This window comes from Streptomyces sp. NPDC014656 (genome assembly GCF_043084305.1).
In the GTDB taxonomy this organism is placed as follows: domain Bacteria; phylum Actinomycetota; class Actinomycetes; order Streptomycetales; family Streptomycetaceae; genus Streptomyces.
In genome coordinates this window covers 12,218-34,334 of sequence record NZ_JBIBZN010000020.1, presented here as the reverse complement: position 1 = coordinate 34,334, position 22,117 = coordinate 12,218, and the positions used below count along the sequence as shown (strand labels likewise).

Below are 22,117 nucleotides of genomic sequence, written 5' to 3'. Positions count from 1 at the left end.
GGTCTAGGACCGCCCTTCGGCGAGAGGTGTCTCGTGGGTGAGGAAGGCGAAGACGGCGGGCTCCAGGGCGTCGCGCAGCGCGGTGACGAAGGTCGCGATCCGCAGGTCGCCGGCGGCGAAGACCACCCAGGCGTCCTTGCGGCGCGGCAGCACCGTCAGCGGCGCGCCCGCCATGATGCCGGCCTTGCGCAGGCACTCCACGGCTCCCCACACGCGGGTGGCCGCGGTGTCCGGGGCCTCGCCGGTCTCCTTGGCGACCAGTTCGGCGACCGGCGCGTGGTCCCCGAGCAGCCCGCGCCACTCGTGTGCCGAGCGCATGCTGACCGCCTCGATGTCACAGGCGACCTCGGTGTCGGAGACGGCGCTGAGGGTGACCCCCAGGCCGTGCGCCGCCGACATCGACATGTGCCGGCCGGGCTCCAGTTCGGGCCGCCCGTCCGGACGGTGCCGGACCGCGACCGGGCTGCCGAGGGCCCGCGCGGCGGCGTCGGCGGTGAAGCCGCGCCGCTGGGCGACGGAACCCGCCGGGGCGTCCCCGTGCGGCTCGACGGCGACCGCGACGCGGCTGCCGACGACGTCCTCGAGGGAGCGCTCCAGGTACGGGCCGAGCAGCGGCGCGACCCACGGGCCGGACCCGTCGGTCTTGCGCACCGCGTGCAGGGTCAGTCCCTCCCAGCGCTCGACGACGGTGCCGCCCGCGTCGCGCACGGCGATGTCGTACACGTAGGTGTCGCCGTCCCGGCTGCGCTCGACCGCGGTGTAGCGCAGCTGGTCGGGGACGTGCGAGCCGGCACCGAGGGTGTGGATCCGCTCCACGCCCGAGGGCAGCAGCGTGGCGTCCGGGACGCACACCTGGTTGCCGTGCATGAGCGCGTCGCGCATGCCCGGGTCGGCGAGCAGCAGCTCGCCCGGCAGGAAGCCGGCGAACCAGCCCTCGGGCTGCTGCTGGACGGCGACCTCGGCGTCCACGTGCCGCGCGGCGGCCCGGTGGAAGCGGCGCAGCCGCTGGAACCGGGCGCCCTGGAACAGCACTCCGCCGTACAGGTCGACGGCCGGGTCCAGCGGGACGACCGGGGTGTCGTCGGGCACCTGGAGCGGCGGGCCGTCCGGCGCCGGGGTCCCGCCGAAGATCAGCCGGGCCCGGAAGTGCTCGGCGACGAAGCCGGTGTCCTCGGCGTGGATGGCCACGTCGACGGTGTCGGTGTCGGTGACGGTCGCCGCGATCCGGATCCGGGTGCTGCCGTTGGGCGGCACCACGATCGGGCGCAGGAACCTGGCGCCCTCGATGACGGGGGCGGTGCCGGTGCGGCCGGTGACGGCGGACGCGACCTGGGTCATCGCCTCCATGCCGATGACGGCGGGCAGCAGCAGGTTGCCGTCGAGCAGGTGGTCGGCCAGGTACGGGTCGGTGCCCGCGTTCAGCTCGACCTCGGTGACCAGTTCGACGCCGTGGTAGCGCACCAGCGGGTCGCCGGTGAAGCGCAGCATCGGCAGCGCGGGCAGGTCGCGCCGTACGGTGTCGATGCCCTCGGTACGGCCGCTGATGACCGTGACGACGGGGGCGTCCGGGTCCTCGATCAGCCGCAGCAGGATCGCCACGCCCTGGTCCGGGGAGACCGGCACGATGCCCTCGCGGGAGAGCGACTCGACGACGGACAGCTTCTCGCCCATGCCGACGCCGGACCACACCGACCACTCCATGCAGCGGGCGCGGATGTTCGGGTGGGTGCGGGCCACTTCCTCGGTGAGGTCGGCCAGCCACTCGTTGGCGGTGGCGTAGTGCGCCTCGCCGCGCAGGCCGGCCCGGCCGATGATGCTGCCGAAGCTGACGAGCAGCTTGAGCCGCTCGGGGCCGACCGCGTCGAGGACCGTGCGCAGTCCGTCGACCTTGGGGCCGAAGGTGCGGTCGAAGTCCTGGCCGGTGAGGCCGGTCAGCGCGCCGGGCTGGTTGAGTCCGGCACCGTGCAGCAGGCCGGTGATCGGGCCGAGCGCCTCGGTCAGCTCGGTGACGGCGGCCGTGACCTGCTCGGCGACGGTGACGTCGGCGCGGGCGTAGTGCACCCGTACGCCGCCGGCGCGCATCCGGTCGAGGTTCTCGGCGAGCTCGGTGTCCTGGGCCGGGTCGGACCGGCCGAGGACGGCGAGCGCGGCGCCGGTGCTCTGGGCCACGGCGAGGGCGCACTCGGCGGAGATGCCCTTGCCGCCGCCCGTCACGAGCATCACGTCGGTGTCGTCGAGCGGTGCGTCGGTGCGCTCCGGCTTCACGGGCAGCGCCCGCAGCGTCGGCACCCGGCGCGTCCCGGCCTGGTCGTAGTGGACCTCGGCGAACCGGGTGGTCGCCGCCACCTCGGCCACGACCCGCTCCACGACGTCCTCGGTCCGCGGGGTGTGGACGACGGTGGTGCGCAGGTGCGGAGCCTCCAGGTGCAGCGTCTTGGCCAGACCGGCCGCGCCGCGGCCGTCCTGGACGAGCACGAAGCGGCGGGTCCGGTCCCCGGCGAGCGCGCTCTTGGCGGCGGCCAGGACCTCCTCGACCTCCTTGCGGGGGCAGCCCTTGGCGAGGACGGCGAGGACCCCGGAGCCGAGTCCGGCGGCGGCCAGCGCCGTCCGGAGCTGCTCGGCGTAGGGGTGGTCCGCGGAGCCGAACAGCTCCCAGGAGCCGTCGGTTCCGTCGGTGACGCCGTACGGCCGGTCGACCTCGTCGAGGTCGACGGCGAACGGCCGGGCCCAGGGGGCCGCGCCCGCGACGACGGGCGTCTCGGACTCCGGGGCGGCGCCGCCGGTGCTGACCAGGGTGTCCAGCGCCTCGGCCAGTTCGGCCAGGGTGGCGGTGGCGAAGTTGGTCGGCACCTGGGCGGCGGCGATCCCGAGGCGGGACGCCGCCTGGTTGACGATCTGGCCGACGGTGATGGAGCTCATGTGCAGGTCGTCGAGGAGCCGGCTGTCCGGGTCGACGAGGTCGGCGGGCAGCTCGGCGCGTTCGGCGACGAGGGCGCGCAGCACTTCGAGCGCGTCGACGCCGGCGGCGGCACCCTCCTGCGCGGGCTCCGCCGCGGCGGCGGTGTCCTGGGCGGCGGCGGTCTTCGGCAACGCCTTGGCGGTGGCCTTGGCGGCCCGCTCGACGCGCTGCGCGTGATCGGTCCGCGGGAGGTCGCGCGGGGCCTGCTCGCAGGGGTTGGCGAGGAAGGAGAACTCCTGGCCGACCTCCAGGGGCCGGATCAGCCGGTCCTGGAACAGCCGCTCCAGGTCGACCGGCGCGCCGGCGACGTACGCGGCACCGGCCACCTGCAGCAGGCTGCGCAGGGACTCGTCGTCGGTGTTGAGCGCGACGGCCGGGACGCCGGTGGTGGCGCGGGCCAGCGAGCTGAGCACCCGGCCGGGGCCGACCTCGACGAACAGGTCGATGCCGCGGGCGGCTTCGCTGACCGCCTGGGTGAAGCGGACCGGGCCGGTGATCTGCTCGGCGAGCAGGGTGGTCAGGTCGGTGGCGGGGGTCAGTTCCTCGCCGGTGACGGTGGAGACGACCCGGCCCGCGACGGTGCCGACGGCGGCGTCCGCCAGCCAGCCGCCGAAGGACGCGGCGGAGGCGGCGACCAGCGGCGAGTGGAAGGCGTGCGAGACGTTGAGGCGGGTGCAGGGGATCTCGGACCGTTCGGCCCGGCGCCGCACCTCCTCGATCTCCTCGACCGGTCCCGCGACCACCGTCTGCTCGGGGCCGTTGTATCCGGCGACCACGACGGACAGGCCCTCGATGAGCTGCTCGGCCCGCTCGGGCTTCACGCTGAGCGAGGCCATGGTGCCGGAGGAGCTGTGCTCGGCCATCGCCTTGCCGCGCACCCGCGCCGCCTCGAGGAGGGTGTCCTCGTCGAGGGCGCCCGACCAGTGCAGGGCGGAGAGTTCGCCGAGGCTGTGGCCGACGGCGACGGAGGCCTCCAGGCGCAGCGCGTCGAGCACCCGCAGGCCCGCGGCGGAGCCGGTGGCGATGCGCGGCTGGGCCACGTCGGTGGCGACCATGTCGCCGGTGGTGGGCAGCCCGGCCCGGTCGAAGACCTCGGCGGCCTCCGGGAAGCGCCGGCGCAGCGCGCCGCCGCCGGTGCCGTGGCCGGAGCCCTGGCCGGGGAAGAGGAAGCCGATCCGGGCCGGGCCGGAGGCGCGGCCGAGGAAGCTGCGGCCGTCGGCGGCGGTGTACGCCGTCTCGCCGGACTCCAGCAGGTCGGCCAGGTGGCTCAGACGGCGCTCGGCGTCCTCCGGGGAGGTGACGACGACGGCCGCGCGGTGCGCGAGGCCGCGCAGTTCGCGCTGGAGGGTGGCGGCGAGGTCGGCGACCTGGCCGTAGGAGACCTGCGCGGCGAAGGCGGCGACCTCGTTGAGCCGAGCGCGCAGCGCCTTGGCCGACTCGCCGTCGACGACGAGCAGTTCGGCGTCCTGGAGGGCGTGCGCCAGGGCGGCGGAGCGACGGCTCGGGGCCGTGCGGCGCCGTCCGGCGGGCTCGTCGAGGACGACGTGGGTGTTGATTCCGCCGAAGCCCATGGCGGTGACGCCGGCGCGCCGGGGCGCGTCCTCGGGCCATGCCTCGGCCTTGCGCAGCGCCTTGAGGTTGGCCTTCTCGTCGCCGAGCAGCTCGTGCGGGTCGGTGGTGCCGATCGCGGGCGGCAGGGTCTGGTGGTTGACGGCCATGGCCGCCTTGATCAGACCGGCGACGCCGGCGGCGGCCTTGGTGTGTCCGATCATGCCCTTGATGGACGTGATGGCCGCGAGCGGCGCGTCGGGGTCGGCGGCCCGGCGGGCGCCCATCAGGGCGGTGAGCTCGGTGGCGTCGCCGACGGCGGTGCCGGTGCCGTGGCCCTCGAAGAGCCGGACGGTCTCGATGCCGAAGCCGGCCTTCTCGTAGGCGCGGCGCAGGGCCAGCTGGTAGCCGCTGACCTCGGGGCGGGTGATGCCTCCCTGGCCGTCGGAGGAGACGCCCCAGCCCGCGATGGTCGCGTAGATGCGGTGGCCGGCCGCGAGGGCGTCCTCCTCGCGCATCAGCACGATCATGCCGCAGCCCTCGCCGGGCCAGAAGCCGTTGGAGCCTCGGTCGTAGAGCTTCATCTCGCCCTTGGCGAGGGCACCGGTCTTGGCGAAACCGATGATCTCGAAGGGGTCGATGGACAGGTCCACACCGCCCGCGACGGCGACGTCGAGGTCGCCGTTGATCAGGGCGGTGCCCGCGGTGGTGACCGAGAGCAGCGAGGACGAGCAGGCGCCGTCGACGGTGTAGCCGCCGCCGTTCAGGTCGAAGTGGTTGCAGATCCGACCGGCGATGGTGTTGGCGAGACCGCCCGCGAGGGTGTCCTCGTCGATCGCCGGGAACGGCTCCTTGTACGCGAGCTCGACGTCGTCCAGGAACTCGGCGATGCGCTCGTCGTCCCAGATGTCCTGTTCCTTGAGGGCGGAGGCCATCACCCGGCGGACGTACGGCCAGCGCAGCCGCATCACGTTGGCGCGGGAGAACTCGCCGGTCAGGGTGTTGCCGACGACGACGCCGGTGCGCTCGCGGGGCAGGCCCTCGCCGCCGGCGAATCCGGCGTCGGCGAGCGCGCGGCCCGCGGTGTCCAGGGCCAGCCAGTGGGTGAGGTCGGTCGACCGGAAGGTGCTGCCCGCGATCTTGTGGGCGATCCGGTCGAACTCGTAGCCCTCGATGACCGCGGCGTTGCGGGCGTAGAAGGTGTCGGGGGTGGTCGGGTCGGCGTCCCAGTAGTCGTCCAGGTTCATCCGGACGTCGGGCAGCCGGCGGAACGCGCGCCGTCCGGCGACGGCGTTGTCCCACAGTTCATGGGGGTTGGTGGCGTCGGGATAGCGGCAGGCCATGCCGACGATGGCGATCCTGGTCATGCGGTCACCGGTATCTTCTCGGTCTCGGCGGTCGCGGGGGCCGGGCAGGCGCAGGCGCCCGCCGGGCACGGGCAGCCGGCCGCGTCGGCGGCGGTCACGGCGGGCGGGCAGGCGCAGGCCCCCGCGGGGCACGGGCAGCCGGCCGCGTCGGCGGCGGCCTCCCCGGCCTGGGCGGCGTCGGCCTGGGCCCGGGCGGCGGCGTCGGCCTGAGCGACGGAGTGGGTCACGGCGGCCAGCGCGAGGGCTTCCTCGGCGCGCTTCTTGGACACGACGTCGGCGGTCCACAGGAAGGCACCGCGGATGGCGCAGACCAGAGCGGTGGCGAAGAAGATGCCGTAGGCGACGCTCATCGCGGTGAGCACGCCGTACAGGGCGGCGGTGCCGCCGCCGAAGGCGATCTGGCCCCACTTGGACGACGGCGTGGTGCCCGGGTCCGTGATCATGTAGTTGGTGAACAGGACGAACGCCACACCGGACATCATCGCGAGGCCCGCGGGGATGGAGGTGTCGAACAGCAGGCCGCGGACGACCGCCTGCAGGGCGAATCCGCCGACCCAGGCGAGGATCAGCCACATGCGCTCGGTCAGCTTGGCGTTGAGCATCGTGCCGAGCGTGATGATGATCGCCGGGACGAGCCAGTCGAAGCCGCCGTCGAGGTACTCGGTGAAGTGGTACGGCGGGGCGATCGAGGCCCACGGGAAGAGCAGCAGGATGACGGCGATGCCGAAGTTCGACGGGTTCATGAAGTGCCGCAGGCGGCCCTTGACCGGGGCGCGCAGCACCCACTTGGTGCCGACGGCGACGATGACGCCGAACACCATGACCCAGACGAGGTCGTTGACGTAGGTCAGCATGTTCACCGCGAGCGAGGTGATGTGGGCCGGCAGGAGGAACTCCATGAAGCCCTTGACCCCGCCGCCGGCGAAGCGCGGCGCGCGGCCCTCGGCGCGGGCGCCGAGGATCTCCAGCAGGATCTCGGTGGTGTAGCCCGTCGCCAGGGCGATGAACGGCCAGGTCCAGGGCTGCTCGAAACCGAGGACGGTGTAGCCGAAGATGTTGAGGACGGAGATGGAGATCGCGAAGCGGCGGAGCGCGGTCACGACCTTCGGGTTGTGCCGTGGGGCAGCGGCGGTCTTCGTTGCGGACATCGTCACTTCTCCTTGACCTCGGTGCCCAGCTCGAGGCTGTGCCAGCCCGGCGTGAGCTTCAGCTTCTGCTCGTGGATCTGGCCGGCCCGGTCACGCCAGGTGACCATGGCGGGCACGGGGCCCCGGACGTCCTTGCCCAGACCGAGGTGGACGTCGGTGCTGCGCTTGCCGGAGTGGCCGCCGCCGCCGTCGAGGCGGGTGATGCGCTTGGTGCCGTCGGGCAGTTCGACGCAGACCTCGGCGCCGACCACGGGGGCGCCGTCCGGGTGGGTGAGATTCAGGCCGAGGTACGCGCCGGGGTTCTTGGCGACGTTGTGCAGGAAGATCGGCTCGCCCCACTGGCGGGCGACGGCCAGGTCGAGCCGGCCGTCGTTGTCGACGTCGCCGGTGGCGAGGCCGCGGGTCGGGATGGGCTCGCCGATGCCGAGGGCGACGGAGAGGTTGTGGTACTCGCCGGTCTCGGCGTCCTTGGCGAAGAAACGCATGCGCTGGCTGCCGGCGAGGTCGTCACCGTGCTTGACGTTGGGCCACCAGAAGGGGTTGGCGACGAGGGCGTCGTTGGCGGTGGCCAGCTCCTGGAGCTGCGGCCAGCGGTTGTTCTTGCCCTTGACGAAGCCGAGCGCCTGGGTGATCTCCAGGTCGCCGTTGTTGTCGAAGTCGCCCGTCTTGACGTCCCAGCCCCAGCCGGACCAGGCCAGCTTCAGGTCGGTGGACTTGTCCGTGTACGGGGCCTCGCCCTCCTTGAAGCGGCCCTGCAGCTCGGACCGGGAATCGGAGTCGTTGAGGAACGCGAAGTTCGACTCCTGGATGCCGAACGACGTGGTGATGTTGCTGACGAACATGTCGTACAGGCCGTCGTTGTCGAGGTCTCCGAAGTCGACGCCCATGCCCTTGAAGGAGCTGCGGCCCAGCTCCTTGGACTTCGGCACGGTGCCGTTGTGCACGGCCTTGACCTCGGAGAACTTGATGTTCCCGGGAGTGGAGGTGTTGTAGAGCAGCGCGGAGGTGCCGAAGTCGTGGGCGAGGAACAGCTCGGGCAGCCGGTCGCCGTCGAGGTCTGCGGCGGACGCGCCGAGCGACCAGCCCTTGTTCAGGTTCTGCGGGATGGCGTCGACCTTCTCGTAGCCGTCCTTCGTCCACCGGAAGATGTGGGCGCCGCCGCCGTTCTGGGCGTGCGACAGCGACGCGTTCATGGTGACGTCGCCGTCCTTGGACGGGTCGAGGACCGGGCTGTCGGGGAAGTAGTTGCCGATCAGGATGTCGTTGTGGCCGTCGCCGTCGAAGTCGGCGACGGCGGCCGCGTTGGAGTTCCACAGCGGGCCGGTGTAGGTGGCGCCGGACTTGCCGGGCAGCAGCTCGGTGGGCGTGAAGGAGGCGGCGGTGAGCGGCTTCCCCTTCTCCCCCTTGTTCACGAAGATGACCGGGGTGCGGCCCCAGTAGTAGACGAGGAGGTCCGTGCGGCCGTCCTCGTTGTAGTCGCCGGGCATGCAGCCCATCGGCGCCATCGTCTTGCTGGTGCCGAGCGGCGCCGGGTCCAGCGCGAACGGCGCGTACTTGTCCTTGCGGGTCGGTGCCGGGGTGACGACCGCCTGGTCGATCCGCACGTCGTTCACACAGAGGTCGTTGTCGAGGCCGTCGCCGTCGAGGTCGTTGATGGCGATACCGGCACCGACCGAGGAGATCCACGCCTCGATGTGCTGGTACGCCTTGTTGACCTTGCGGACCTCCTGCTTGTCGAATCCCGCGGGCATCGCGATCGACATCGGCTCGAACGCGAAATTCTTCGCCAGCTTGTCGATGTCGGCGGCGGAGGAGTCAGGCAGCCGGACGCCGTAGAACGTGCCCACCATGACGGCGAGAGCGACGATCCCCGGTGAATTCCTGCGGATCCAGTTCTTTGTGACCGTCACTGGTCGGCACCTTTCGAGATGAGCGAGTCAGAAGCGAGTTCCGCGGCGACGTCGCGCCGCCATTTCTCGTAGGCCGGGGAGGCGCCCCCGACGGACCCGGCGGGCCGGGCGTCCCGGCACACCTGCGAGGCCCGTTCGGCGGTCGTGCCGCACACGACACGGGCCGCGAGGTGGGTGTGGTCGATGATCGTGTCCGCCTGGACGCGGGCCTCGGTGGCGAAGGCCGCCCCCTGGGCGAGCGCCCAGCGGTGCTCGCCCGCGCCTTCCACGAAGCGGGCGAGCTCGTCCTCGGTGACGCCGCCCGCGTAGGAGCAGGCGAGCCCGGCACCCGCGTACAGGTCGCTGTGGCGGCGCTCGTCATAGGACCGGATCAGCTCGGTGACGACGTCGGGATCGGTGCCGCCGACGAACCACAGCGCCCGGCCGATGCCCTGGTCGACGGCGTTCAGCGTGTAGTGGTTGTGCCCGCCGTTCCAGCGGAAGGGGTGCTGGACCTCCGGGGTCCGGACGTACGAGGCGGTCTTGAAGTACGCCTGGTGGAAGCCGTACCCGTCGAGCGCGAGCCAGCGCAGCAGCGGGTCGGTGGTGCGGATGTCGGGCCACAGCGGCTTCGGCAGCCGCGCCATCGCCCAGCCGACACCGACGTAGATCATGTAGTCGTGGTGGCGGCCCGCGCCGGCCAGCAGACCGGCGAGCCGGCCGCCGTGCCCGGGCAGCGAGTCGTAGACCGCCGCTCCCATGCCCGCGCCCTCGTAGGCGAAGCCGCGCATGTCCCGCGGGACGGTCTCCAGGAGTGCCTCCGCCTCGGCGGGCGAAGCGGCCTCCACCGCGTACGCGTAGCCCTGGAGGAAGACCTCACCGATGTACTCGAGCCTGGCCTTTGCTTCCGCATTCTTCACATGAAAGCCACGGACTTCCATGGTCGTCTCGGAAACAGGCGGTGTGAGCAATCGGCGTCGGAATGCACCAAACACACTGGACACGGCAGTAGACCGCCCCTCTCGAATCCCACTCGAATCCCTGAATTCACCCAGCGAATCGAATCTAGCCAGCGGGCCCGGAGGGGCGTCTACTTCAGATGTGCTCAAACAACGAGGGTGCCGAGTTGCGTCCGCACATTCCGCCGCCAGACCTCGTAGGCGGGCCCGGCGCCCTGCTCGGGGGCGGTGGCCGCGCAGTCGTCGGCGAGCCGGGCGACCGCCTCGACGGTGCGTCCGGTGAACGCGGCGACGGCCGCCTCGGTGTGCTCGGGGACGAACCCGGCGTGGTGGCGGGCCTTGGCGGCGAACACCGAGCCCTGCGCCAGGTGGTCGGCGTGCTCGCCGGTCTCCGAGCGCAGCGCGGCCAGGTCCGAGGGCGTGCTGCCGCCCGCGAAGGTGGCCGCGAGACCGACCCCGCTCCACAGGTCGGCCCGGCGGTCGCCGGCGAACGCCCGAACGGCGGCGGAGACGTTGCCGACGTGCCCGCCGTGGATGAACCACAGCGCGCGGCCGACACCCTGGTCGAAGGCGCGCTGCCAGTACGAGGCGTCGCCGTCCCAGTCGTAGGGGGTGTCCAGGCGCTGTCCGCCGACCCAGGTGTCGGTGTCGAAATAGGCTCGGTCGAAGCCGTAGCCGTCGACGCACAGCCAGCTCATCGCCGGGTAGAGGTCGGGCTCGGTCAGGGTGGGGACGAGCTTCTTCCACAGCGGTCTGGGCAGTTTGGCCATGGCGAAGCCGATGCCGATGTAGTTCAGGAAGATGTGTGGCCGGCCGCCGCCGCGCAGCAGGTCGGCGGCGCGGTGCCCGCCGGGTCCCATGGTGTCGCGGATGGCACAGGCCATGGTGGCGCCCTCGTAGGCGAAGCCCCGGTTGAGGGGGGCGATGAGCGCGAGCCTGCGCTCGGTGGTGGCCAGGTCCTTGTCCTCGATGCCCCATTCGAAGCCGGTCACCACGGCCTGCGGCACGGCTTCCAGCTGCTTGGTGAGCGGGGTCGGTTCGACCGTGAAGCCACGGCCGGCGAAGCTCACGTCCTCCAGGGACGGGGCCATCAACAGCCTGCGCAGCGCTCCCAGTGCGGGCACGGACGCCTCCTCGTAAGCGCCGCTTTCGGTCAGGGCGGCGGGGCTGTCATCGTGGGCGCGCCGGTCACCCGGCGGCATCTTCCCCGTTGCTCTGCCGCCCCCGTGTTCAGCGGATGCGGCGCACGTCCACTTCCTCGTCGTGCACGGCGCGCCCGCAGGAGCCGCAGCGCAGTTCGACGTGGACGACGCCGTCGCAGCCGATGTGGTCGGCACGCCGCGGCGGGCCCAGTTCCTGTGGCAGGTTGCGGTCGCCCCACTGCATGAGGGCGATCACGGCCCGGGTCAGATCGCGGCCGACCGGGGTGAGCCGGTACTCGTAGCGCACCGGCTTGTCCTGGTAGGGCACCCGCTCCATGATCTCCTGCTCCACCAGCCGGGCCAGCCTGCTGGAGAGCACGTTGCGCGCGATGTCGAGGTGCGCGAGAAACCCGTCGAAACGGGAGGTGCCGAGCAACGCGGAGCGGATGATCAGCAGGGTCCAGCGCTCGCCGATCACCTCCAGTGACCGGGCGAGGTTGCAGTCCTGTCCCTCGTACGTGTGCTTCAGCATGCGCTCACTCTAGGGCGGGGCGGGTTGCGTGAAGGAACCCGAGTTGGCGAAGTCGTCCCGGGGTCCGCAGGTCAGGCGGCCACCAGCATCCGCTCGCCGCCACCGGTCGGCTGATGCGCGCGTTGCAGGCTGCTGTAGCCGTACGTGGCGGACACCAGGGTCATGTGATGGTGCCAGCCCGGGAAGGAGCGGCCCTCGAAATCGAGCAGTCCGAAGTCCTCGCTCATCTCCCGCACCGACTCCTCGGCGTGCGCGAGGGTCTTGGTCAGCGCGAGCACCGACTCCATGCGGGTGTGGGTGAGGCTGGTCAGCCACAGCTGGACCGGACGGCGGCCGTTCTCGGGGCGGACCGCGAACAGCCGGTAGGTGCGGTGGATCCGCTCCCCGCCCGGGCCGGTGTGCGGCAGCCGCACGAAGCTGGACATGACGGTGAGGTGCCGGCCGCGGCCGCCCCACGGAATGACCTTCTCCATCCTGGTCAGGGCGGCCGCGTCGAACTCGAACAGACTGCGCGCCGCGACCACCGGGCCCTGTCCGTCGCCCCTCTGCTGCGGGCGCTGGACCCTCAGGTGGCGGCCGGCGGCGACCTGGAGCGTGTCCGGGACGGCGACGACGAAGTCACGGCCCCGCAGGGCCAGTCCGTGCACGAGGGCGGTCGCGCTGGTGCCGCCGAGCGCCTCCAGATCGGCGACGACCGGCAGCGGGGTGGTCCTGCTGACGTCCCAGAGGGTGTCGACGAGGTCGAGGGCGTGCTGCTCGACGGTGCGCGGTCCCACCTCGGCGGGGATCCGGGCGCGCTCGCGCCGCTCGGGGTCCTTCGCCCAGGAGCCGGGCAGCAGCAGGCGCCAGTCGACGGGCTGCGCGCGGTCGTAGGAGGAGAGGAACATCCCGACGCCGACCTGGCAGGTCACCGAACGGCCGGTGGAGGCGAGGAACCTGCGGTGCACCCCGCAGGAGTGCTCACCGCGCTTGCGCAGCACGGCCTGGCTGATCACCCAGGCTCGCGGGGCCATCTGCTGCTCGGCCCACCGGGTGAGTTCCGCGCGGACCGGCATCCAGTCCCAGGGGCTGGCGTTGACGAACTGGTGCAGCGACTGGGAGGCGGCCGGCGAGGCCGAGACCGCCGCGGCGAGATTGCGTACCGACTTCTTGCCCGGAGTGGTGAGCAGCCCCTGCATGTAGGTCTGGGCCCAGCGCCGCTGGTCAGCCCGCGGCAGGCACTCGAAGATCCTTTCGGCGAACACCGGCACGGACGTGCGATGCATCGTCAGGGCGTACGCGGTCATGGCTCGTTCCCTCCCCTGCTCTCGGCCTGCGGCTGCCGACCACGCTAAAATAATAGCGAACGCCCTCTTTTTTTTGTGACTCAGGAGAGTTGCCGCATGCACTTCGGCAAGTCGGTTCCCCCGGGGGCCTCGTGGACCGACCATCCACACCGCTGTGACCTGCGCAAATCCAAGACAGCTTGGGCAACTCGGCCTTGTCCGCCGCGACAGAGAGAGGCAAGCCTTGGATAGGAAGGTGGTCATGAGTCCCCCACGAGACAGCCCTCTTCGGGAGTTGGTGTGGTGAAACAGGAGAGGGCCGTGCGTACGCGCCAGGCCCTGATGAAGGCAGCGGCGGCGGAGTTCGACCGCTACGGCTACGACGGCACGTCGTTGTCGGCGATCAGCAAGGCCGCCGGCCTGTCGATAGGTGCCGTGACCTTCCACTTCCCGACGAAGGTCCATCTGGCCGACGCCGTGCAGGAGGAGGGCAGGTCGGTGACCGTGGCGGCGCTCGAACGCCTGGCGGCCGAACCGATGACGCCGCTGCGCATGGTGATCGACCTGACGCTGGAGCTGACCCGGCTGATGGAACAGGAGCCCGCGGTGCGCTCCGCGATCCGGCTGAGCCGGGAGCGGCCGGCCACGGAGTCCTGGTCGGACGCCTGGCTGCCGACGGTCCGCACCCTGCTGGACCGGGCGTACGAGAACGGTCAACTCCGCACGGACGCGCTGCCCGCGGACGTCACGACGCTGGTGGAGCACCTGACCAGTGGCGCCGAGGCGTACCTGCGCAGCCGGATGGGTTCCGACCCCGCGTTCGAGAGCGCGGTCGCCCAGCTGAAGCGGGTGTGGCGACTCGCGCTCGCCGGCGTCTCCGCCGAGGGGCCGGTCGTGCCGCGGCAGACGGGCGGCTCCCCGGAGAACCCCGCGTAGGGGTTCCGAACGCCGTAAGGGCCGGGCAGCCGTGATCATCGGTCCGCCCGGCCCTTGAACAGCTCCCGGTACCACTGTGCCGACGCGGCGAGCCGGTCCAGCGGGCCGGGACCCGCTGGACAGTCGGCGACGCGCCAGACCTCCCGGCTGTCGAACCAGAAGTCCTCGGCGAGCAGCGAGAACTGTCGGGGGCTCAATCGCGTGGCCGATGCCCGCAGTTCCTCCAGGCAGTCGGCCAGCGGCAGCGTGCGCTCTGGTGCGGCCACGATTCCCTCACGGGCCAGCGCGGCGACGAGCGCGGCAAGGGTGACCGGCTCGGGATGGCCCGCGTACCAGATCCGGCCGCCGGGCAGCGCACCGGTCAGTCCGGTGCGCGTGATCAGCCGGGCCAGGTCCTCGACCGCGGTGAGGGACGTCCTCGCCCGCCCGCCGTCCCACAGGGCCGGCACGGCGCCGAGCAGTTCGGCGAGCGCGGGCACGGCCCATCGGTCGCCTGCCCCGAGCACGAGGCCGGGCCGCAGCACGCTCGCCCCGGCGGCGAGCGCGTGGGCCTCCCCCGCGAGCCGGGTGCGGCTCGCGGGGGACACAGGAGCGGGCACGACCTCGTCGACGGCGATCCCCCGGAACGGTCCGAGGCCGTAGACCGCCGCCGTCGACAGATGGACCGACCGGCCCACCCCGGCGCGGACGGCCTCCGCCATCAGGGCCTCGGTCCCCCGCGCGTTGACGGCGACGCACGCCTCCTCGTCGGCGGCGACGAGCGCGGCCAGGTGCAGCAGCACGTCCGCTCCGTCGCAGACTCCCGCGAGCGTGCGCGGATCCGCGAGATCGGCGTCGGCCCACTCGTCGACGCCGGTATGTCCGGCGCCGGCGAGTGGGCCGACGCCGGTCGGGCCGGCGGGCGGCCGCCGTCCCACCGCGCGGACGACGAAGGCGCCACGACGCTCCTCGCGCAGGCGGCACAGCTCCCGTAGAACGGCCGATCCGATGAAACCGGTGGCCCCCGTTAACACCACACGGTCCACCTTCACGCTGCGAACTTCTGTACGCCCTGGGGGAGCCTGATCTCGGCGATGGCCTGCGGAGTGGCGATCGCCGGCAGCAGGTAACGCCACATCGAGGCGAGCCGCGAGGGGAGGTCGGCGCGCCCGGAGGCGACGTTCGAGAACACCTGGATACCGCTGTAGGCACCGACGAGGACATTGGCGAACTCCCGCTCGTCGACGCCCGGCAGCAGTTCCCCCCTCTCGCGCGCCGCGCACAGCAGTCCGTAGAACTGCTCGACCCACTCCTGGTAGGCCGTGTCGTCCCGCATCCCGAAGTCGCCCTGCTCGACGGCGAGCCGGACGCTGGCCCGGAAGACCACGTTGGTCTGCAGCTCGCGGGCGAGGAAGAAGTTGAGGTCGATGAGGAGCTGGAGCCCGTCGTGGCCGGTCGGCGGGAAGTGCACGAACTCCTGCTGGTGCGCCAGCACGGCCTGCGCCAGGCCCAGCTTCGACTTGAAGTGGAAGTACATCCCACCCTGGGTCACTTGGGCGCGTTCCATGATCTTGCTGATGCTGGCGCCGCTGTAACCGTAGATGTCGAAGACCTCCGCGGCGGCGTGCAGGATCGCCTCCCGCGTCTTGACGGCCCGGTCCTGCTTCGGCTCGTCCATCGGACTCGACCTGCCTCTCTCGACAAAAAAAACGAACGCCCTTATTTTACAAGTCGGCTCCGGCAACCGAAAGCCCGACCCGGAGCCTTCACATACGCACGCCCCAGGGGAGAGGCATGCTCATCACATCGGAACGTCCTGCCGTGGTACGCCCAGCGCTGACCACCACGGTCGCCAAGGAGTACGTGCACCGCGCGGCCCTGTCTGAGGTGTTCCTGACGGGATGGAACAAGGTGGGCAGCGACACCTTCACGGTCAGCGCCCAGTGGCCCCGCAGCCACAGTTTCTACGCTTCCGAGCACGGCTTGCACGACCCGCTCCTGCTGTGCGAGACGGTGCGTCAGACGTTCCCGCTGCTGACGCACGTCGCGTACGACGTCCCCTTCGGTTACCAGCTCAGCTGGTCCCGTCTGCAGTTCGCGATCAACCCGCAGGCCCTGTACATCGAACGCACCCCGGCCGACCTGGCGATCCACGCGGTGGTCTCGGACATCCGCTACCACAAGCGGCTCCCGGCCATGATGACCATGCACCTGGAGGTGGTCCGCGACGACTCCCTGGTCGCAATGGTCAGCACCCGGTTCGGCTGTCACTCCCCCGCCGTCTACCAGCGGATGCGCGCCGGACGCAGTGACATCGCGGAGATCTTCGCGGCGGCTCCCCCGCCCCCGGAGCCCGTCTCGCGCGGCAGCGTGGGCCGGCTCCGCCAGCAGGACATCGTCCTGTCGCCCACCGGGGAACGCCGCCGCTGGCAACTCCGGGCCGACACCAGCCACCCGGTCCTGTTCGACCACGCCGTGGACCACGTGCCGGGGATGGTCCTGCTGGAGGCGGTCCGTCAGGCGGCCCACGCGACCCAACCGGTGGGGAAGGCCGCGATACCCACCTCGATGGACATCTCGTTCAACCGCTACGTGGAGTTCGACGAACCGTGCTGGATCGAGGCGGAGCCGGTCGGCGACACCGAGGTTCCCTCCGGGCGGCGTTCGATCCGCGTCAACGCCCTCCAGGGCGGCTCGTTCGCGTTCAACGCGACGACCGAGGTCACGGACATCACTATGCTCTGATCGTTCGGTACGTCCATGCGTGAAGGAGAGGAGAACGAGAGAGTCACAGCAGAGTAAGTGAGCGACGACTCTGCCTCAGTGAGCCACCACTGAGGACTGTGAGTCGTCACAACACCGCCCGCCGAGTGCCAACTCGACGAGCCAAGCTCCATCTCCGGGTGCCACCCCAAAGACGTGCACTACGGGTTCTGCCAGGAACCAACAACCGCCGGTACAGCGGCTTCTTCGACACGAAAGGAAGGAGACGAAGCTCCAGCACTTCGCGAAGAAAAAATCCCCACGAAAGGAAGGAGACGAACTCCAGCACTTCGCGAAGACCGCCTTCTCGTCATACGACGCGAAGACCGCCCTCTCGTCATACGACGAGAAGACCTCCCCCTCGTCACAGGACGAGGAGACCCCCCTCATCACACGACAAGGAGACCTCCCTCGTCACACGACGAGAGGAGCCCCCTCAAACCATGACGAGGAGTCCCCCTCATGATGAACCAAAGCGCTGCAATTCTCCAGCCCCCCACAGACCTTTCTGAGGCCTCTCACGCCTTTGATGACCAAATCTCCCCAGCTGATTCCAGCCAAGTTCGGCCGGAGATGTCTCTTGCCACCCCCGATCTCCTCCACCGCGGACGGGTGAAAGTGCCGATGCGGCTCGTCGAGTCGGCGCACTACTCCGACGCCGCCGTGACCGTCTACATCAAGATCAAGGCCCTCGGCGCGCGCAAGGAGGCGTGCACCGCGGGCCTCGCCACTCTCGCCTCGTACCTCGGTCTCTCCGTCTCGACCGTGCAGCGCGGCCTCGCGGAACTGCGCTCCCCCGCCCCCGACGGCGTCGTCGAACTGCCTGACAGCCGTCGCCGGACCCTTCGCGGCGGCACCGGCACCACCGCACGCCGCAAGGTCCGCGAGATGTGGCCCAACGAACGGTTCATCTGGCTGCCCGTCGTCGCCTCCGAGCGGCTGCGGCCCCGTCTGCTGCGCGCCTACGCCGTCATCTCGTTCGCCGTCGTGCAGAACATTCCCCTGACCGAACGCGAGCTCGCCGGCTACCTGCGGCACCATTCCGGCCACAGGGCCGGTCAGCCGATCACCACCGAGGCGGCGGGGCGCATCATCGACGAACTGGCCGAATCCCACTGGGTCGTCGTCGACCGGCGGGCCGGGGCACAGGGGCGCCACCTCTTCAGCGTCCTCGTCGAGAGGACCACGCCGTCCTCCGCGCCTGATGACCGGTCGGGTCCCGATCTTCACGACCGATCCCTCGCGTATGAGGAAGACCTGAAGACTGACCGACTCGAGAACGAACCGACGCCTTGGTCACCCGCCGTAGGCGAACCACAGGTGGAAGAGCCCGCACACGAGCTCGCCGAAACAGCGCGCCCCGTCGCGGCCTCGCGTGATCACGCGCTGCGCGCGGACGGCGAAACCCCCCGCCCCTCCCCCGCACGCGACAGCGACAGCAACAGCAACAGCAACAGCAACAGCAACAGCAAGCCTCCGTACCGAGGTCCACAGCTGACGTTCAGCCCCCGACTTCACACCGTCCTGGAGCCTGTGCGCTTCCTGCTCACGAGGGTCAACACCTACGTGCAGCGGCGCATCGGCCAGGAGATCTCCCGGCAGCTCGATCACGGAACCGAGGTCCCCCGTCTGCGGGCCCGGCTCACCCACCGCCTCGCCCGGACCCTCATCGCCGACATCCGGGACCCCGGCCGCTGGCTACTGGGCGTCGGACTCCCCCGCTGGGGCTGCGCCGACCCCGACTGCGAGGCGGGAGTGCTCTGGTCGACGGGCGTCGAATGCCGGGTCTGCCGGGAGGTGATCGCCGAGCGCGCGGCCCGTCGTCGGAGCGCGCCGCTCACCGCCTCGCCCACCGCACCGCCCACCGCACCGCCCGCCCCCACCAGGCCGGCGGTCGGGGCACGGCTGCGCATCGTGGAGTGCTGCCCCGAGTGCGAACGCCCCCATCACCGCGGCAACTCGGGGCTGTGCGCGGAATGCCGGCCCCGCCCCGGACTCACCCCGGCCTCCGGACCCCCCACGACGATCGGCATCGGCTGCCGGGGCCGCGAGGGAACCTGTGGACGCCCGGCACCGCGCGGTCTGTGCTGGCGCTGCCGCGCCGAGGAGGGCGCCCCCGTGCCCATGCGCACCGACAAGCGCCTTCCGGCAGGTACGCCATGAGCACCGCACCTCCCGAAGCGGGCATGCGCATCGCGGAACTCAGCCGTACCTGTGGCGTGTCCACTCCCACCATCAAGTACTACATCCGCGAGGGCCTGCTCCCCGCGGGCCGCCTCACCAGCAGCAACCAGGCCCGCTACACCGAGGACCACGTACACCGGCTGCGCCTGATCCGGGCTCTGCTCGACCTCGGCGGCCTGTCCGTGGCGAAGGTCCGGGCCATCGTGACCGTGCTGGACGGCGAGGCCGACCCCCAGGCCCGTGGCCGGCCGGTCGCCGGGCCGGACGCACTGGAGGCGCTGACGGCCCCCGCCACGCAGAACGGCTCGCTCGCGATCCTCGCGGCGGACCCCGGCACCCTGACCCTGGTCGACGCACTCGTCGAACGCCGCGGCTGGCACGCGCCCACCGACGGACCCGAGTTCGCGCGGGTGGTCGAGATCCTGGACGCCCTGGGCGAACTGGACCAGCACCACTTCGCCGACCGGATCGACGCGTACGCCGACGCGGCGGAGCGGGCGGCGGCGGCCGACACGGAACTGCTGAGCTCCCCCGCCGGCGGCACGGGCCCGGCCGAGCGGTTGGTCGTCGCGGCGGTCCTGGGCGACCAACTGCTGTCGGCACTACGCCGACTGGCCCGTTCGACGGGCACGGCCGGTACGACGGGATGACGCACCGCACGGCCACCGAGACGGAAGGGGGAGGGGGCCGCGCACCGGGCGCGGCCCCCTCCCCACTCCTGGGTCGGCACGCCCTACGAGCGGTTCACCAGCTCCCGCTCCCGGACGGGCTCCGCACCCTGAGCGGACTGCTCCGCGGAGTCCGCGGCGGAAGCGGAAGCCGGGAAGAAGGCGCGGTCCCCGTCGGCGGAGACCGCGGGCTCGGGCAGGTAGCCGTCCTTGACCGCCTTCTTCTCCTTCCACAGGTGGTAGAGCGCGGCGGCGAGGATGGCGGTACCGACGAGGTTGGCGACGAAGTGCCACCACACGCGGTACGTGACGAGGGCCGGGCCCGGGTCGATGGCGCCGAACCAGGTGGACAGGCCGATGGCGCGACTGGCGCCGAGCGCGACCGACACGGTCAGCACGATGTGCTCGATGCCGTGGATGCCCTGCATCCAGACGCCCATCTTGGCCCACTTACGGGACTTGAGGGCCCCTGTGGCCCGGCGGGTGATCTGGACGATGCCGACGAGTCCCGCGAGGAAGATGAAGTTGCCGGTGAGGTGCAGGATCTCCATGCCGAGGGCGGGCTTGGTCGGGTCGACCTGTCCCATGCCCCGCGCGATGCTGTTCGCCCATGGAGTCATCCAAGCGGCGGAGTACGGGTTGGCCACCCAGTAGCCCGCCTGGACGACGTGCTCCTGGAAGTGCCCGATCTGCCCGATGACGCCGAGACCTATGACGGCGACCGAGGTCCTGAAGAGCCAGGGCCGCACCGGCCCTCGATTGGCGTACGCCACCACGATGACGGCAGCCCACATGACGACGGCCCACCCGGTGAACAGGACGGCACCCCACGTGTCCAGGGAGGAGACCGCGCCTCCCATCTCGTGGCCTCCGTGGCCTCCGTGCGGGTGGTCCATGGGCACCATGGATGGGCTCCTTGTCCGGTTCTCGGGCAGACGTGACGTACATGACGGCTCCATCACGCTACGGAGGCGCATGCCCGGCGAGCCACTTCTCACGTGCTCACTTTCCCGGGCCCGGCAGGGAGGGTCCGCTGCCGGGCATCGCCCATGGTGCGCAGGATGAGGTCGGCCGCATCGCCCCGGGCCGCAAAGGCGTTCCCCGCCTCCCAAGCCTTCCGCCGGCGGGTGCTCCGGTTCCCGTCCGACGCTCACGGCACCGGACCTGACAGTGTCCGGGCCGGTTCCGCGTCGGGCGAGGCCCGTCCCCCGGCGGACTCCGCCCCCTCTCCGGAACCGCCCTCCCTCCCAGCACCGTTGCGGGGACCTGGACATACCCCTTGCGCGGTGAACAGCACGACAGGCGCGCCCCACCGGACGGACCACCTGAAGGTGCAGCGAGAGCCGGCAAGGCCCTGCCGCGCGGACCGCGATTCTCGTACGGTCGAGGCCCGACGGCTCGTCCGAGTCGTTCGACAGCCACAAGGCACCACTCAGAAAGGGCGGGCACGGGGTGAGCGAGGACTGGATCGAGAACGCTGTCTGCCGGGCGGCCGACGCCGAGGACCTCTTCGTGCAGGGGACGGCCCAGAACCAGGCCAAGGCCATCTGCACCGACTGCTCCGTCCGCACCCGGTGCCTCGCCTATGCCCTCGACCATCGGATCGAGCACGGGATCTGGGGCGGGATGACCGAACGGGAGCGACGCAGGCTGCTGCGGCGCAAGCCCGCCGTCACCTCCTGGCGCCGTGTTCTGGAGTCGGCGCGGCAGCCGGCGACCGACCGCTCCCGGACCCCCGTTCTCGCAGGCCCCGCTCCGACCGTGTGAGTTCCGCGGTCGACCAGGTGGCTGCCCGGAGGATCACGGGCGAAGCTGTACGGCGCCGGTCCCCGCACGCCGCTGCTCCGTCCGAGCCGAGGCGATGCCCACGACGGCAGCCGGGCGTCTCCCCTCCCTCCCCCGCTTCGTCGAGGACCACGTCTTCAGGCCCGCCCCGGCCGCACCGGGTACGGCCGGACCCACGAGCCGGCGGTCAAACGGCCCCCTGGTCCGCCGGGGGGATCCCAGCCGCGTCCTTCGGGTCAGAGGCGTCCAGCGGTCCGCCGCCGCGATGTATCTCGTCGCGTGCTTCCTGCCTGGCGAGCACCTCGGGCCGTTCCTCGGCCGGGAAGAGATCCTGGTTGGCCGGGTTGGCGTAGATCATCGCGACGTACTTCATCTCAGGTTTCCTCCCCGTTTCGCGCGCCCCGTCGGCACGCTGTCACTCCTCGGTCGGAGCGGGAAACGGATTCTCGACATCGACGTCACCGTTCTTCCCGCCTCGCGCGCACCGTCATCAAGCAGTCCGAAACCGGGGCGATGCGATGAATCGACTTGCCTCTTCGCTTCGCACAGGAGTCGTCACGGTGCCCTGGCGAAGAGTCGGACATCAGCCGCGGCCGTCCTTCCCGGCAGGCCTGTGGCCGTCGCCGATCCTCACACCGCGAGGGCGGGAGCGCCACCCGTTCCTCGGTCGAACGGGCGACATGCCGGGCACCGGCCACGGCACCCCGGCGCGCGGTCCGGCTCCTCCACCGCCGAGGGCGGACAGAGGCCGCTGTCCGTCCTCGCCGGGGCACTCGGCTCAGTCGGAGGGTTCGTGACAACGCCGTGGCCGGTGCGGTGGCACCGGCCACGTACGAAGTCCCGGGCGTGGCGCCGCGGGCCGGTCCGGATCGGGCCGGACCCTCGGTGTGCGGCTGCCCCAGCCGCACACCGAGGAGGTGCTCGACGGTGCGGGCCTGGGCCCGCACGGCGGCCTCGGTCGCGGGCACGCAGGGCGTCGTCGCTGTCGGCCAT

Annotated in this window: 16 protein-coding genes; 5 read left to right on the top strand and 11 right to left on the bottom strand. The window is 71.5% G+C overall.

Annotated features, from left to right (window positions below):
- Nucleotides 1-3: 3 nt before the first annotated feature.
- From ACF1ED_RS33000 to ACF1ED_RS32970, 7 genes are all read right to left on the bottom strand, one after another.
- Nucleotides 4-5,874: an SDR family NAD(P)-dependent oxidoreductase gene (locus ACF1ED_RS33000; RefSeq protein ID WP_391766807.1), complete on the bottom strand. Its 5,871-nt coding sequence runs from the start codon at nucleotides 5,872-5,874 to the stop codon at nucleotides 4-6.
- Entirely contained in the window at nucleotides 5,871-7,022 is a 1,152-nt protein-coding gene (locus tag ACF1ED_RS32995) for an enediyne biosynthesis protein (RefSeq protein WP_391766805.1), read from the bottom strand. Before ACF1ED_RS32995 ends, ACF1ED_RS33000 begins: the two co-directional genes overlap by 4 nt.
- Before the next feature lie 2 nt (nucleotides 7,023-7,024).
- Nucleotides 7,025-8,872, bottom strand: coding sequence for a CRTAC1 family protein (locus tag ACF1ED_RS32990; RefSeq protein WP_391766974.1), 1,848 nt, complete (start codon nucleotides 8,870-8,872; stop codon nucleotides 7,025-7,027).
- Between the two features lie 56 nt (nucleotides 8,873-8,928).
- Complete coding sequence (locus ACF1ED_RS32985; RefSeq protein ID WP_391766803.1) at nucleotides 8,929-9,915, bottom strand: DUF1702 family protein; 987 nt, start codon at nucleotides 9,913-9,915, stop codon at nucleotides 8,929-8,931.
- A gap of 101 nt (nucleotides 9,916-10,016) precedes the next feature.
- Complete coding sequence (locus ACF1ED_RS32980) at nucleotides 10,017-10,994, bottom strand: DUF1702 family protein (RefSeq protein ID WP_391766801.1); 978 nt, start codon at nucleotides 10,992-10,994, stop codon at nucleotides 10,017-10,019.
- Nucleotides 10,995-11,100: 106 nt separating this feature from the next.
- Nucleotides 11,101-11,544, bottom strand: a complete 444-nt coding sequence (locus tag ACF1ED_RS32975) for a helix-turn-helix domain-containing protein (RefSeq protein WP_200428891.1) — start codon at nucleotides 11,542-11,544, stop codon at nucleotides 11,101-11,103.
- Nucleotides 11,545-11,615: 71 nt separating this feature from the next.
- The gene (locus tag ACF1ED_RS32970; protein WP_391766799.1) at nucleotides 11,616-12,830 is read right to left on the bottom strand and encodes an IS701 family transposase; all 1,215 of its coding nucleotides are present in this window, start codon (nucleotides 12,828-12,830) and stop codon (nucleotides 11,616-11,618) included.
- Between the two features lie 300 nt (nucleotides 12,831-13,130).
- Between ACF1ED_RS32970 and ACF1ED_RS32965 the strand changes: the two genes are divergently transcribed.
- On the top strand, nucleotides 13,131-13,745 hold the full coding sequence (locus ACF1ED_RS32965) for a TetR family transcriptional regulator (RefSeq protein ID WP_391766797.1): 615 nt from the start codon (nucleotides 13,131-13,133) through the stop codon (nucleotides 13,743-13,745).
- 35 nt (nucleotides 13,746-13,780) lie between these two features.
- On the opposite strand, the gene ACF1ED_RS32960 is transcribed toward ACF1ED_RS32965, so the two are convergent.
- Together ACF1ED_RS32960 and ACF1ED_RS32955 are read right to left on the bottom strand one after the other, a co-directional pair.
- On the bottom strand, nucleotides 13,781-14,776 hold the full coding sequence (locus ACF1ED_RS32960) for an NAD-dependent epimerase/dehydratase family protein (RefSeq protein ID WP_391766795.1): 996 nt from the start codon (nucleotides 14,774-14,776) through the stop codon (nucleotides 13,781-13,783).
- On the bottom strand, nucleotides 14,773-15,402 hold the full coding sequence (locus ACF1ED_RS32955; protein ID WP_391766793.1) for a ScbR family autoregulator-binding transcription factor: 630 nt from the start codon (nucleotides 15,400-15,402) through the stop codon (nucleotides 14,773-14,775). Before ACF1ED_RS32955 ends, ACF1ED_RS32960 begins: the two co-directional genes overlap by 4 nt.
- A gap of 143 nt (nucleotides 15,403-15,545) precedes the next feature.
- On the opposite strand from ACF1ED_RS32955, the gene ACF1ED_RS32950 reads away from it, so the two are divergent.
- From ACF1ED_RS32950 to ACF1ED_RS32940, 3 genes are all read left to right on the top strand, one after another.
- Nucleotides 15,546-16,469, top strand: coding sequence for a ScbA/BarX family gamma-butyrolactone biosynthesis protein (locus tag ACF1ED_RS32950; RefSeq protein ID WP_391766791.1), 924 nt, complete (start codon nucleotides 15,546-15,548; stop codon nucleotides 16,467-16,469).
- A gap of 591 nt (nucleotides 16,470-17,060) precedes the next feature.
- Nucleotides 17,061-18,650 (top strand): helix-turn-helix domain-containing protein, encoded by a 1,590-nt coding sequence (locus ACF1ED_RS32945; protein WP_391766789.1) that lies wholly within the window; start codon nucleotides 17,061-17,063, stop codon nucleotides 18,648-18,650.
- Nucleotides 18,647-19,321, top strand: a complete 675-nt coding sequence (locus ACF1ED_RS32940) for a MerR family transcriptional regulator (RefSeq protein WP_391766787.1) — start codon at nucleotides 18,647-18,649, stop codon at nucleotides 19,319-19,321. Before ACF1ED_RS32945 ends, ACF1ED_RS32940 begins: the two co-directional genes overlap by 4 nt.
- An 83-nt stretch (nucleotides 19,322-19,404) precedes the next feature.
- On the opposite strand, the gene ACF1ED_RS32935 is transcribed toward ACF1ED_RS32940, so the two are convergent.
- Nucleotides 19,405-20,235 (bottom strand): DUF6008 family protein, encoded by an 831-nt coding sequence (locus ACF1ED_RS32935; RefSeq protein WP_391766972.1) that lies wholly within the window; start codon nucleotides 20,233-20,235, stop codon nucleotides 19,405-19,407.
- A gap of 556 nt (nucleotides 20,236-20,791) precedes the next feature.
- Between ACF1ED_RS32935 and ACF1ED_RS32930 the strand changes: the two genes are divergently transcribed.
- Nucleotides 20,792-21,106 carry a WhiB family transcriptional regulator gene (locus ACF1ED_RS32930; protein WP_391766785.1) on the top strand — a complete coding sequence of 105 codons (315 nt, stop codon included), beginning with the start codon at nucleotides 20,792-20,794 and terminating at the stop codon, nucleotides 21,104-21,106.
- 205 nt (nucleotides 21,107-21,311) lie between these two features.
- On the opposite strand, the gene ACF1ED_RS32925 is transcribed toward ACF1ED_RS32930, so the two are convergent.
- The gene (locus ACF1ED_RS32925; protein ID WP_391766783.1) at nucleotides 21,312-21,497 is read right to left on the bottom strand and encodes a hypothetical protein; all 186 of its coding nucleotides are present in this window, start codon (nucleotides 21,495-21,497) and stop codon (nucleotides 21,312-21,314) included.
- Nucleotides 21,498-22,117: the final 620 nt, after the last annotated feature.